The organism is Polaribacter sp. 2305UL8-11 (assembly GCF_058147165.1).
Genome location: NZ_JBYVJW010000017.1, coordinates 78,340 through 91,031, shown reverse-complemented (window position 1 = coordinate 91,031; position 12,692 = coordinate 78,340). Strand labels below are relative to the sequence as shown.

At 28.5% G+C, this 12,692-nt stretch carries 13 protein-coding genes; 9 read left to right on the top strand and 4 right to left on the bottom strand.

The window, feature by feature from the left end; genetic code table 11:
* Positions 1–113: 113 nt before the first annotated feature.
* The 4 genes from ACY2RW_RS14705 (at position 114) to ACY2RW_RS14690 (ending at position 2,907) form a co-directional block, all read left to right on the top strand.
* A complete protein-coding gene (locus ACY2RW_RS14705; protein WP_490123496.1) occupies positions 114–740 on the top strand; it encodes a DUF2914 domain-containing protein in 627 nt (208 codons plus the stop codon).
* A 62-nt stretch (positions 741–802) separates the two neighbouring features.
* Positions 803–1,129, top strand: coding sequence for an ArsR/SmtB family transcription factor (locus ACY2RW_RS14700; protein ID WP_490123495.1), 327 nt, complete (start codon positions 803–805; stop codon positions 1,127–1,129).
* Positions 1,130–1,140: 11 nt separating this feature from the next.
* Positions 1,141–1,608, top strand: a complete 468-nt coding sequence (locus tag ACY2RW_RS14695) for a DUF6428 family protein (RefSeq protein WP_490123494.1) — start codon at positions 1,141–1,143, stop codon at positions 1,606–1,608.
* Between the two features lie 237 nt (positions 1,609–1,845).
* Positions 1,846–2,907, top strand: coding sequence for a porin family protein (locus ACY2RW_RS14690; protein ID WP_490123493.1), 1,062 nt, complete (start codon positions 1,846–1,848; stop codon positions 2,905–2,907).
* Between the two features lie 77 nt (positions 2,908–2,984).
* Here ACY2RW_RS14690 and ACY2RW_RS14685 read toward each other — a convergent pair whose 3' ends face one another.
* Positions 2,985–4,019 carry an RluA family pseudouridine synthase gene (locus tag ACY2RW_RS14685; RefSeq protein WP_490123492.1) on the bottom strand — a complete coding sequence of 345 codons (1,035 nt, stop codon included), beginning with the start codon at positions 4,017–4,019 and terminating at the stop codon, positions 2,985–2,987.
* A gap of 32 nt (positions 4,020–4,051) precedes the next feature.
* On the bottom strand, positions 4,052–4,609 hold the full coding sequence (locus ACY2RW_RS14680) for a PASTA domain-containing protein (protein ID WP_490123491.1): 558 nt from the start codon (positions 4,607–4,609) through the stop codon (positions 4,052–4,054).
* 92 nt (positions 4,610–4,701) lie between these two features.
* On the opposite strand from ACY2RW_RS14680, the gene ACY2RW_RS14675 reads away from it, so the two are divergent.
* The 5 genes from ACY2RW_RS14675 to ACY2RW_RS14655 all read left to right on the top strand — a co-directional run bounded on the left by ACY2RW_RS14675 (position 4,702) and on the right by ACY2RW_RS14655 (position 10,202).
* Positions 4,702–5,685 (top strand): D-alanine--D-alanine ligase, encoded by a 984-nt coding sequence (locus ACY2RW_RS14675; RefSeq protein WP_490123490.1) that lies wholly within the window; start codon positions 4,702–4,704, stop codon positions 5,683–5,685.
* Positions 5,686–5,763: 78 nt separating this feature from the next.
* The gene (gene coaD / locus ACY2RW_RS14670; RefSeq protein ID WP_490123489.1) at positions 5,764–6,240 is read left to right on the top strand and encodes a pantetheine-phosphate adenylyltransferase; all 477 of its coding nucleotides are present in this window, start codon (positions 5,764–5,766) and stop codon (positions 6,238–6,240) included.
* Positions 6,241–6,249: 9 nt separating this feature from the next.
* Complete coding sequence (locus ACY2RW_RS14665) at positions 6,250–7,215, top strand: energy transducer TonB (RefSeq protein ID WP_490123488.1); 966 nt, start codon at positions 6,250–6,252, stop codon at positions 7,213–7,215.
* A gap of 7 nt (positions 7,216–7,222) precedes the next feature.
* Complete coding sequence (locus ACY2RW_RS14660; RefSeq protein WP_490123487.1) at positions 7,223–8,968, top strand: M14 family metallopeptidase; 1,746 nt, start codon at positions 7,223–7,225, stop codon at positions 8,966–8,968.
* Between the two features lie 130 nt (positions 8,969–9,098).
* Complete coding sequence (locus ACY2RW_RS14655; RefSeq protein WP_490123486.1) at positions 9,099–10,202, top strand: lactonase family protein; 1,104 nt, start codon at positions 9,099–9,101, stop codon at positions 10,200–10,202.
* Positions 10,203–10,226: 24 nt separating this feature from the next.
* On the opposite strand, the gene ACY2RW_RS14650 is transcribed toward ACY2RW_RS14655, so the two are convergent.
* Together ACY2RW_RS14650 and ACY2RW_RS14645 are read right to left on the bottom strand one after the other, a co-directional pair.
* On the bottom strand, positions 10,227–11,855 hold the full coding sequence (locus tag ACY2RW_RS14650) for a SulP family inorganic anion transporter (RefSeq protein WP_490123485.1): 1,629 nt from the start codon (positions 11,853–11,855) through the stop codon (positions 10,227–10,229).
* A gap of 235 nt (positions 11,856–12,090) precedes the next feature.
* The gene (locus tag ACY2RW_RS14645; protein WP_490123484.1) at positions 12,091–12,687 is read right to left on the bottom strand and encodes an NUDIX hydrolase; all 597 of its coding nucleotides are present in this window, start codon (positions 12,685–12,687) and stop codon (positions 12,091–12,093) included.
* Positions 12,688–12,692: the final 5 nt, after the last annotated feature.

Sequence of the window (12,692 nt, the reverse complement as noted above, 5' to 3'; positions counted from 1 at the left end):
TGTCCTGTTCAAATTAACTTTGGGAATATAACAAATCTTGATGTAAAAATTACCAACCATTTTTTGCCACATTACCTTTTTTAAGCTTTATTATTCCAGTAATATTAAGTGAAATGAATAATACTATCTTTCTAATTTCTGGAGGATTGAGTCTTTTTTGTACATTGTTTTTAATTTTTTTAGTTTACAAATCAAGTCGTTTAGCTAGAACAGAAATTATTAAATGGAAGTTAATGTTAATGATTTTTGGAATTTATATATTAATTAATGTAGCTTATTTTTTTAGGTTGATTCCTCCTGTTCCTTTGGCTCTTGATAAGGGTTTAGTAGCTTATAATATTGTAAAAGAAAATGGACACTATAAAGTTACTTATGAAGTAGATGATTGGTATGTGTTTTGGCGAGATCATAAAACACATTTTCAACTAAAAAATGGAGAAACTGTGTATGTTTTCACTTCTATTTTTGCACCAACAGATTTAAAGAAAAAAATATATCATCGTTGGAAATGGTACAATAACCAAACAAGTGAATGGCAAGTTATGGACAATATAGGTTATAAAATTGTAGGAGGTAGAGATAATGGTTTTAGAGGATTTACCTTTAAGAATAATGTTATTGATGGAGAATGGAAGGTAGAAGTAGTAACTGAAGAAAATTTGGTTTTAGGAGTCGTAGATTTTGATATTAATACACAAAAAGCATATAAGAAAACAAGAGTTATAGAAAGGTTATTTTAAATTCTTGAGGAATATTTTTTTTATAAATTAATTAATCGTAATATTGCAATAAATAAATTAAGATGGGAATAACAAAGTCAGAAATTTTTACAGAAGAACAAAATAAGATTGCAGCTATTGCAAAAGTGCTAGGGCATCCTGCAAGAATAGCCATTTTAGAGTTTTTAATTAAGCTCCAATCTTGTGTTTGTGGAGATCTAGTAAAAGAAATTGGTTTGGCACAACCAACAATTTCTCAGCATTTAAAAGAATTAAAAAACATAGGAGTCATAAAAGGTACTATAGATGGCACAAGTGTTTGCTATTGTATTCACGAAGAAAATTGGCAAAGTATAAAAAACATTTTGAGCAAATTTTTAAATAAAAACTCAACAGGAAGCTGTTGTTAATAATAAACATTATGAAATTATCACAAATTAAAAACCATTTAAAAGAGTTAGATTCAATTGCTTTTCAATTACCAAATGGAGACTTGGTTCCCAGTCATTTTCACGTGACAGAAGTTGGTAAAATAACCAAAGATTTTATTGATTGTGGAGGTAAAGTGAGAAATGAAACTGTTGTTAATTTTCAACTTTGGGAAGAAAACGATTACGACCACAGATTACATCCAGAGAAATTATTACACATTATAGAACTCTCTGAAAAGATTTTCAAATTTGAAGATTTAGAGATTGAAGTAGAATACCAAGGAAAAGAAACCATTGGTAAATACGATTTAAATTTTGATGGCAAAAACTTTTTGTTAACCCCAAAAGTTACAGCTTGTTTAGCATTAGATGCTTGCGGAATTCCACAAGAAAAACCAAGGATGAAAATGTCTGATTTACAAAATTCATGTTGCAGTCCAAGTTCTGGTTGTTGTTAAAATTATGATAAATATCAGTATAATGTAATGATTCTTATAATATATTGTTTTATCAAAAAATATAAAATTGATTTAAAAAAATAGATTCTCACTTCTTATAGCACTTGTTTTTAGTGTAAATTTTTATGCTCAAGTTTTTTTTGAGAAAGGATATTTTATAGATAGCAATAATAAAAAAATGAATGCTTAATTAAAAACTTAGATTGGAGAAATAATCCAACAAAACTTGAATACAAGTTGTCTGAAAATGGAGAGCTTAAGGTAATATCTATAAAATCTGTCAAAGAGTTTAGCGTATATAATTTTTCAAAATACTTTTGGTCAATTGTAGAAGTAGATAGATCTGGTAGAAATAATGTAAGTGAATTAACTACAGATAAAAAACCCACTTTTAAAAAAGAAAGATTACTTTTAAAAGTATTAGTAGAAGGCAAGTCTAATTTGTATAGTTATGTAGAAGGTAGTTTTATAAGATACTTTTACAAAAATAAAAACTCTAATATCAAACAATTAGTTTACAAAAGTTACATAACAAATTCAGGGAAAATTGGAAACAATAATGAATATAAGCAACAACTTTTTAATGATTTAAAGTGCTCAAAATTAACAATTAGTACGTTTAATTCTCTTGAATACAAAAAAAGTAAATTAGTTAATCTCTTTATCAATTATAATAAATGTAGTAATACCGAGTTTGTAAGTTATAGTAAAAAACAAAAAAAAGGGTTATTTAATTTAAATATTAGACCTCGAATAAATAGTACTTCTTTATCTATAGAAAATACAACTTCTAATCTTAGAAATACCAATTTTGGTAACCAAATAGGTTTTGGTTTAGGCTTAGAAGCAGAATTTATTTTACCCTTTAATAAAAACAAATGGGCTATAGCAATAGAGCCAACTTATCAAAATTTTAAATCTGAAAAAATTAATAATTCAGCGAAAGTTGCTGGGGGAGTATTAAGAGCAAATATAGATTATAGTTCTATTGATATTCCTGTAACTTTAAGACACTACCTTTTTTTGAATAAAGATTCTAAGCTTTTTTTAAATACTTCTTTAGTATTTGGTTTACCTATGAATTCATCAATTGATTTTACTAGAAATGATGGCTCAAGTATAAGTTCATTAGAAATTTCTGGTACTAACAATTTAGCCTTTGGTATTGGTTATAAGTTTAAAAGATATGGTGTTGAGTTGAGATATCATAAAAAAGATATATTATCAGATTTTAAATCTTGGAAATCTAATCATGAAACATTATCTATAGTATTTGCCTATTCATTTTTGCATAAGTAGAGTTTAGTATTGGCTTAAAAATAACACCTGTTGTAGAGAAATAGAGGGTGTTTTATAATTGAGGCTAATAGTTTTTATTAAATTTCTTCTTTAGAGTTCTCAGAATATGTTCTCCATTTTTCTAAACAATCTAACATATCTTTTGGTACTTCAGAATTAAATTGTAAAAATTCTTTAGTTATTGGATGTGTAAAACCTAATGTTTTAGCATGTAATGCTTGTCTTGGTAAAACCTTAAAACAGTTATGCACAAATTGTTTGTATTTGGTAAATGTGGTTCCTTTTAAAATGTCATTTCCGCCATAACGTTCATCATTAAAAAGCGTGTGCCCAATATGTTTAAAATGTGCTCTAATTTGATGTGTTCTACCAGTTTCTAATTTGCATTGTACCAAAGTTACATAAGTTAACCTTTCTAAAACTTTAAAATGGGTAACTGCATGTTTGCCAAAATCGCCATCAGGAAAAACAGCCATTTGCAAACGGTTTTTTAAACTACGTCCAATATTACCCTCAATTGTGCCTTTATCTTCTTCTATATTTCCCCAAACCAAAGCATAATATAAACGCTCTGTGGTTCTGTCAAAAAACTGTTTAGATAAGTGTGCCATTGCAAATTCAGTTTTAGCAACAACCAATAATCCACTTGTGTCTTTATCAATTCTATGCACCAATCCTGGACGTTCATTAGAATTTGTAGGTAAATTTTCTATATGATGAATCAAGCCATTTACCAATGTTCCAGAGTAATTTCCATGACCTGGATGCACCACCATTCCTGCAGGTTTATTTACAACAATTAGAGTATCATCTTCAAAAATAATATCTAAAGGAATATTTTCTGCAACTAATAAATTTTCTGCTGGAGGATATGCCAAAACGACTCTAACAACATCATTTGGCTTTACTTTGTGATTCGATTTTACAGCAACATCATTTACTAAAACATTGCCAGCTTTGGCAGCTTGTTGTACTTTGTTTCTTGTGGCGTTTTCTACAAAATTCATTAAAAATTTATCAACCCTTAAAGGTTCTTGACCCTCACTAGCTACAAACCTATGATGTTCATACAATTCGTCGTTTTCTACTTCTTGAGATTTGTTATCTAACACAATTTTATTTTGTAATTTTTAAACTTCCAACTCTAATTCCCTTTACCATCACCTAAAACCAAATCTACAATAGAGTTTAGAGGTAATTTATCTCCAGGATTTAAAACTTTTCCTTTATAACGCAATCCACGCACAACATTTTTACCAATATCATGCACATAAGTAAAGTTTGTTCCAACATTTAAGCCTTTTGCTTTAAGTTGAGAGCTAGCTTGTCTTTTAGTTCTTCCATTTAAATCTGGTATAGTAACATCTCTGTATTTAGATGGGTTTAAAGTGAGATAAATCTTACGTTTTTCTTTAACAAAATCTCCAGCTTCTGGGCTTTGCTCTATCACAGATTTCTTAGGATAATCTGGGTTGTAGCTTGCACTATCTATTACAATAAAGCCTAAATTTAATTCTTTTAACTGTCTGTCTACATCTGTTAAAGACATTTTATGTAAATCAGGAACTTGTATTTTTTGATTGTGGTTAGTAGTAATACCTAGCCAATATTTTAAAACGAAAATAAAGACGAATAAACCTATAATTGCAATTGCAATTTGAATTAAAAAAGATTTACTTTTTAGAAATTGTAATACACTCATTTTTTGATTTTTGTTACCTACAAATATATAAAAACTAAACGTTGCTTTTTCTATTATTATTTTGATAAATTTGTTTTATTATTTTAAAAACAATGAAGAAAAACATTGCAATTGTTATGGGTGGCTATTCATCCGAAGTAAATATTTCTTTAAAAAGTGGAAATGTAGTTTATAATCATTTAGGCAGAGATACATATACTCCTTATAGAGTTCATATTTTAAAAGAAAAATGGGTTGCTTTAGATGATGATGAGAACGAATATTTAATTAATAAAGATGATTTTTCTTTTGTTTTAAATACTGAAACAATCAATTTTGATTGTGTTTTTAACGCAATTCATGGAGCTCCTGGAGAAAATGGAATGCTTTTAAGTTATTTAGAGTTACTAAATATTAAACACACATCAGCGCCATTTTATCAAATGGCGTTAACCTTTAATAAAAGAGATACTTTAAGTGTTGTAAAAGAATATGGTATTAAAACAGCTGTATCTATATATCTAAATAAAGGAGATGCTATAAATCTAGACAAAATTATAGAAAAGGTTGGTTTACCTTGTTTTGTAAAACCAAATAATGCAGGTTCTAGTTATGGTATTTCTAAAGTACATACTAAAGAAGAAATAGTACCTGCTATAGAAAAGGCATATAAAGAAGATTCAGAAATTTTAATAGAATCTTTTTTAGATGGAGTAGAAGTTTCTGTAGGTGTTATAAATTTTAAAGGAAAAATAAAAGTTTTACCTATTACAGAAATTGTAACAGAAAACGATTTTTTTGATTATGAAGCAAAATATGAAGGAAAATCGGAAGAGATAACACCAGCAAGAATAAGTAAAGAAGAAGAAGAAAAAGTGATTAAGGTTGCAAAAAAGATATATTCAATTTTAAATATGTCAGGATTTTCACGTTCTGAATATATTTTAGTAAATTGCGAACCGTATTTCTTAGAAATGAACACTGTTCCTGGTTTAACAGAAGAGAGCATATTGCCTCAACAAGCACAAGTAGCAGGAATTTCATTAAAAGAACTATTTAATAATGCCATAGAAAATTCCCTCAATAATATTAAATAAGGAAATAAACCTCCTATTTAAGTTATTTTCCTATTTTTATCATAAACAATTAATACTTCAATGTAATAAAGAGGGTATATGAAAAAAGCTATTTTTCCAGGATCTTTTGATCCTATCACATCTGGTCATTATGACATTATTAATCGTGGAGTAAAATTGTTTGATGAACTCATTATTGCAATTGGGGTAAATTCTAATAAAAAGTACATGTTTTCTTTAGAAGAGCGTAAAAAATTTATAGAGGATTCTTTTTCAAATAACCCCAAAATAAAAGTAGTTACTTACAAAGGACTAACTGTAGATTTTTGCCTAAAAAACAATGTAGAGTTTATTTTAAGAGGACTTCGAAACCCTGCAGATTTTGAATTTGAAAAAGCAATAGCACATACCAACAGAGACTTAGCACCTATAGAAACTGTTTTTCTTTTAACAGCTGCAAGTACTTCTTACATATCATCATCCATTGTTAGAGAAGTAATTAGAAATGATGGAGATTATACTAAATTAGTTCCTAAAACAGTTAGAATAAAAAAAATAAATATCAATAAACAATAATAATATAAAATGAAAAAATTTAGCATTGCAATAATATTTATGTTAATGTCTGGTCTAGGATTTTCTCAGACAAATTTTTATAAAGTAGGAGACACTTTGTATTATACAAATAATAGAGCAACTTTTTTAAAAACAAATACTTTAGTAATTATTAAAGAAACAAATGTAGGAGATAATAACAATGTTTTTAAGGTAGAAAAATATGTGTTAGATAACGCTAAAAATAAATACATATTAGATTCTAAATTCAATACTAACGGATTACAGGTATTAAAATCTGATGGAAACTTTATCTCTTATCATAAAAACGGAAATAAAGCTTCTGAAGGTAATACAGTAAATGGTAAGAAAGATAATGGAATTTGGACTTACTACTACGAAAATGGAGAAAAAGAAGCTGAAGAGAAAATGTCTAAGCAGACTTTTTTTAATGATAAAACTCAAAATTTAGTTATAAACTTTTGGGATACAGAAGGAAGGCAAACAGTTATTAATGGGAATGGATTTGTGCAATATACAGATGATAAAGGATTGATTGTTAAAGGAAGTTATAAAAAAGGATTTAAAAATGGACTATGGACAGCTTTTGATGGTTCAACTAAAATATACGAAGAAACTTATAAGAATGGAAAACTATCTAAAGGAACAAGTTACACAAAAGATGGAAAAAGTTATAAATATAAAACTATAAACTCTAAACCTTTTTATAAAAAAGATAATAATGGTAATGTAGAGAAATACATAGATAAAAAATTCGATTCTAATTCTGCTAGAATTATTGGTGACATGATTGTTGATTTTGTAGTTACTAAAGAAGGTAAACTTAAAAATATTAAAGTTGTAAAAGGCTTAACTCAAGATTATAATACAGAAGTTATTAGAATACTTTCTGAAATGTCTGATTGGACACCAGCAAAAAAAAGAGGCCAAAGTGTAGATGCTAATTACGTTTTAGATTTAAATTTTAAAGGATAATTTTTAAATGAAAAAGCTTGTAATTTTTTTCCTGATTATTTTAATAACTTCCTGTAATAAAAACACACATAAAGAAAAAGATTTTACCACACTTTTCGAAAACTCTAAAGGCAAAGAAACACCTACATATAAAGAAGTTATTTCTTATTACAAAAATCTATCAGAAGTATATGACGAAATTTCTTTATTTACTTTTGGTCAGACAGATTCTGGTGAACCATTGCATTTGGTTGTATACAACAGAGAAGAAATTTACAATATTGCAGAAATTAAAAAATCTACAAAAAACAGAATATTAATAAATAACGGAATTCATCCTGGAGAATCTGATGGAATAGATGCATCTATGTTATTAATTAGAGACATTGTTCAAAACGATTCTTTAAAAGAAAAATATAAAAATACAATTATTTGTGTAATTCCAGTTTACAATATTGGTGGTGCTTTAAATAGAAATTCTCATACAAGAGCCAATCAAAATGGCCCCAAAGAATATGGTTTTAGAGGCAATGCAAGAAACTTTGATTTAAACAGAGATTTTATAAAACAAGACACCAAAAACGCAGCAGCTTTTGCAGAAATTTTTCATAGTGTAAATCCAGATGTTTTTATTGATAACCATGTTAGTAATGGAGCAGATTATCAATACGCAATTACCCATTTATTTACACAGCACAATAAATTAGGAGGTAATTTAGGTGTTTTTTTAGAAAAAGAAATGCGACCAAGTTTAGAAAAATCTTTGCAAGATAAAAATATTGCTATTACACCTTATGTAAATGTTTGGGGTACCACTCCAGAACATGGGTTCTCCCAATTTTTTGACTCGCCAAGATATTCAACAGGCTATACAACGTTGTTTCATACTTTAGGATTAATGGTAGAAACACACATGTTAAAACCTTATAAATTAAGAGTAGAACAAACGTACGAACTAATGTTTTCTGCAATTGATTTTACTGAAAAAAATGCAAGTAAAATAAAAAAATTAAGAGCAAATGCTGTTGATGAATTTCTAAGTAAAAAAACGTATCCAATAAGTTTTAAAGTAGATAGAGAAAACCCTACAGAATTACAATTTAAAGGTTATGAAGCAGAAATTATTGATAGCAAAGTAACCTCAGGAAAACGTTTGTTTTACGACACAAACAAACCATTTACCAAACCTACAAAATACTATAATAACTTTATACCTTCTAAACAAATAACAATACCTAAAGCTTATATTTTACAACAAGGTTGGCATAAAGTTATAGAAAGATTAAAAAATAATCAAATAGAATTTACAAGGTTTCAAAATGATACCATTATTTCTGTAGAGGTAAATCATGTTGCAGATTATAAAACAAGAAACAGTGCTTATGAAGGGCATTATTTGCATTATAATACAACTGTTACTTCATCAAAAGAAAAAATTACTTTTAGAGCTGGAGATATTTATATTCCTACAAACCAAAATGGTGTTCGTTACTTGCTAGAAACATTAGAAGCAGAAGCCACAGATTCTTTTTTTAACTGGAACTTTTTTGATACTATTTTACAGCAAAAAGAAGGGTATTCTAGTTATGTTTTTGAAGATATTGCAGAAAAATTATTAAAAGAAAATTCATCACTAAAAAAAGAGTTTGAAACAAAATTAAATTCTGATGAAAAATTTGCAAAGAACCCCAATGCACAACTTAATTTTATTTATAAGAACTCTCCTTATTATGAACCTGCGCATTTAAGATTACCAGTATTTAAACTATTTTAATTAAATGACAATTAAATAATCATTTAAAAGAAAAAGAATTATTAAAGAAGAGGTTTTTATAGAGGTAAAAGAATCTTGGTGAGAGATGGATTGTATGTGGAAAGTTAAAAATTAAATTAAAATTAGATTAATGAAAAATGCCATATTAATTCTCGTTATTTTCTTTTTAGGCTGTAAAACTATATTAAACAAAAAACAACAGATGGATGCTTCTTTTTATGTTGGAACTTACACTAAAAAAGATTCTAAAGGAATTTACAAATACAAAATTTCTAAAGAAGGAAAACTTAACAAAATAGGCTTAGTTGCAGAAGTTGTAAATCCTACATTTTTAACAAAATCTAAAAACGGAAAGACACTTTTTGCTGTTGGAGAAACAGATGTGCAAAAAAGAGGTTTTATAAGGTCTTACAATATAGCCAAAGATTCTCTTTTTTTTATTAGCAAACAAGAAACTGGAGGTGCAAATCCTTGTTTTGTGGCAATAAATGATGAAGGCTATGTAATTGCTTCAAATTATGGAGGTGGAAATGTAGGGCTGTTAAAAGCTGATAAAACTGGAAAGTTATCAAAATTACTTAGTGTACAACAACACATTGGAAAAGGCACAACAAGTAGACAAAAATCTGCTCACGCACATTCCACTTGGTTTCATCCTACTAAAAAAGAAATTATTTCTGTAGATTTAGGAACAAATCAATTATGGTTTTCTACGATAGATAAGACAAACAATAAACTTGTTTTCACCAATCAAAAAAAGCTAAATATGGCAGATGGAGCTGGTCCAAGACATTTAACTTTTCATCCAAATAATAAATGGATATACGTTTTAAACGAATTAAATAATACTGTTTCTTTGGTTAAAGAAAAAGAGCATACATACTTTGTAGATTCCTCAATTTCTACATTACCAAAAAGTTTTTCAGAATACAGCAAAGCTGCAGATATCCATATAACAAAAGATGGTAAATTTTTATATGCCTCAAATCGTGGACATGAATCTATTGTAATTTATAAAGTAAATCCAGAAAATGGAACTTTAAAAACAGTTGGTTACGAGCCTGTTTTAGGAAAACATCCACGAAATTTTTCGTTATCACCAAATGATAATTTTTTATTGGTAGCCAATCAAGATACAGATAATATCATCTCTTTTAAAAGAAACGCTAGTACTGGAGAACTAACTTTTGTAGACGAGATTGCTGCACCAACTCCTGTTTGTATTTTATTTTAAAAAAAAATATAAGAGAAAAAAGAATTAAAATTTATACTCTCCCAAAGGTTTTGGAAAATCCTCAGGATTTGCAGCTAAATGATAACGTGGGTCATCAATATCTTCTTCTATAATATCTGTAAAAATTGGGCTCGATTTGTATAATAACAATTTACAATCCTCGCTCAAATGTTTTAAAGTAATTTTTTTGTTTGCTGCTTGGTATTTTTCAACCAAAGCAAAAATTGCTTCAATTGCAGAATGGTCAGAAACACGAGCTTCTACAAAATCAATTTCTACTTTTTCTGGATCGTTTTTAATATCAAACTTATCATTAAAAGCAGAAATACTTCCAAAGAAAAGTGGCCCCCAAATTTCGTACACTTTCGTGCCATCTTCTCTGTAACGTTTTCTGGCTCTAATACGTTTTGCATTTTCCCAAGCAAATGCTAAAGCACTTACAATAACACCTGCAATTACTGCAATAGCCAAATCAAAAATTACGGTTAATGCAGAAACTAAAATTAGAACAATTACATCTGTTAACGGAATTTTATTCATAATTCTAAAACTAGACCACGCAAATGTACCAATAACAACCATAAACATTACACCAACTAAAGCTGCAATAGGCACTTGCTCTATGTAAGAAGAAGCAAAAAGAATAAACATTAATAAGAAAACAGCAGCAGTAATTCCAGATAAACGACCACGTCCACCACCTTTTATATTAATGATAGATTGTCCAATCATTGCACAACCACCCATGCCACCAAACAAACCAGTAATAATATTTGCACCACCTTGAGCCATACATTCTCGGTTTGAGTTTCCACGTGTTTCTGTTAAATCATCAATTAAATTTAAGGTCATTAAAGATTCAATTAAACCAATAGCTGCTAAAATTCCTGCATAAGGTAATATGAATAAAAATGTTTCCATATTTAAAGGTATTTTAGAAAAAGTCTCTAAAACAGGAACAGGAAAACCACCTTTTAAACCCTCTCCACCACCATCTCTAATAAAAGAACCCACAGTTGCAACATCTAAATTAGAGAAAATTACAATTCCAGAAACAACCAAAATAGCAATTAATGCTTCTGGTAGTTTTTTAGTTGCTTTTATTTTTGGTAATCCCCACATAATTAACATTGTTAATGCAACTAAGGCAATCGTATACCATAGAGAGTTTCCTTCCAGCCAAACTTTTTCGCCTCCAACAGTTTGTTTAAACATACCTAATTGAGATAAAAAAATTACAATAGCCAAACCATTTACAAACCCCATCATTACTGGATGTGGAATTAAACGTACAAACTTTCCTAATTTTAAAACACCAGCTAAAAACTGAAAAATTCCCATTAAAATAACCGTTAAGAAAAGATAGTATAAACCTAGATTTTCTTCAGGATTTCCCATAGCATTTCCTTCAGAAACCAAAGAAACCATGACTACAGCTAAAGCTCCTGTTGCACCAGAAATCATTCCTGGTCTTCCACCAAAAATAGACGTAATCAATCCAATCATAAAAGCTGCGTATAAACCTACAAGCGGATCTACACCTGCTACAAATGCAAATGCCACAGCTTCAGGAACTAATGCTAACGCAACTGTGATTCCAGATAACACGTCATTTCTCACATTTTTTACACGTTTGGTAATAAATTCGGTCATAATTTTGGTTGTTTTTAGAAGTCGGCAAAGATAGTTTGTTTTTTTTGATACAGAAACTTTTTAGGGCGTTACCTAAAGGTCGGGCTTTCCACTATATCTTTTTATGCAGAATTTAGTTCAGCATCTTTCAATTTTAAAAAAGTAAGTAAAATAATCAAAACAAATATCGAATCGAGTTCTGCATAAAAAGGATGTCGTTTTAATCCCTAACGCAAATCCGTCTTACAAGAAATTTTTATCCTTTTTTATAAATATGGTACACTAATTTAATGTTAGCGTAAGTATTTTGTAAAATTTCTGCAATTTCTGTTTCGTTTTTAAAACCAACAGCAGTAATTCCTTCTTCTATTTGTGGAGTTAATTCTTTCTCATCATCAGAATACATTAAAAACCAGTGTGTTTCTTTTAGTTTTATACTTTTATGAAAATAAATATGATGTGTAGTAAGCAAAGGTTTTATCAATTTTAAATTAGATATACCACATTCTTCTTTTACCTCTCTAATTGCTGCTATTTCTTTGGTTTCTCCTTTTTCTATCCATCCTTTGGGTAAATCCCAAACATTATTTCTATAAATAAATAAAATTTCTTTTTTATTGTTTAAAACCAAACCACCAGCAGCAGGAATTACTTCTAAATTTGAACAAAAAACTCTCCAATCTTTCTCTAAATCAGTGGTATATAGGTTAGCTCCTTTAGTTTCTTTGTTCTTTAATTTATAGATAATCTCATCTAAAATTACATCCTTAAAAAAATAAACTGGATAATTATTATTTTTTTTGGCAGAAGATGTTACAATTATTGGGCTATCATTTACAAAAACTTTATACATTTGCG

Excerpts from the sequence above, each read along its gene's own strand:
- ACY2RW_RS14705 (WP_490123496.1), top strand. The coding sequence starts at position 114 with ATGAATAATACTATCTTTCTAATTTCTGGAGGATTGAGTCTTTTTTGT.
- ACY2RW_RS14700 (WP_490123495.1), top strand. The coding sequence starts at position 803 with ATGGGAATAACAAAGTCAGAAATTTTTACAGAAGAACAAAATAAGATT.
- ACY2RW_RS14695 (WP_490123494.1), top strand. The coding sequence starts at position 1,141 with ATGAAATTATCACAAATTAAAAACCATTTAAAAGAGTTAGATTCAATT.
- ACY2RW_RS14680 (WP_490123491.1), bottom strand. The coding sequence starts at position 4,609 with ATGAGTGTATTACAATTTCTAAAAAGTAAATCTTTTTTAATTCAAATT.
- ACY2RW_RS14675 (WP_490123490.1), top strand. The coding sequence starts at position 4,702 with ATGAAGAAAAACATTGCAATTGTTATGGGTGGCTATTCATCCGAAGTA.
- coaD (WP_490123489.1), top strand. The coding sequence starts at position 5,764 with ATGAAAAAAGCTATTTTTCCAGGATCTTTTGATCCTATCACATCTGGT.
- ACY2RW_RS14665 (WP_490123488.1), top strand. The coding sequence starts at position 6,250 with ATGAAAAAATTTAGCATTGCAATAATATTTATGTTAATGTCTGGTCTA.
- ACY2RW_RS14660 (WP_490123487.1), top strand. The coding sequence starts at position 7,223 with ATGAAAAAGCTTGTAATTTTTTTCCTGATTATTTTAATAACTTCCTGT.
- ACY2RW_RS14655 (WP_490123486.1), top strand. The coding sequence starts at position 9,099 with ATGAAAAATGCCATATTAATTCTCGTTATTTTCTTTTTAGGCTGTAAA.
- ACY2RW_RS14650 (WP_490123485.1), bottom strand. The coding sequence starts at position 11,855 with ATGACCGAATTTATTACCAAACGTGTAAAAAATGTGAGAAATGACGTG.
- ACY2RW_RS14645 (WP_490123484.1), bottom strand. The coding sequence starts at position 12,687 with ATGTATAAAGTTTTTGTAAATGATAGCCCAATAATTGTAACATCTTCT.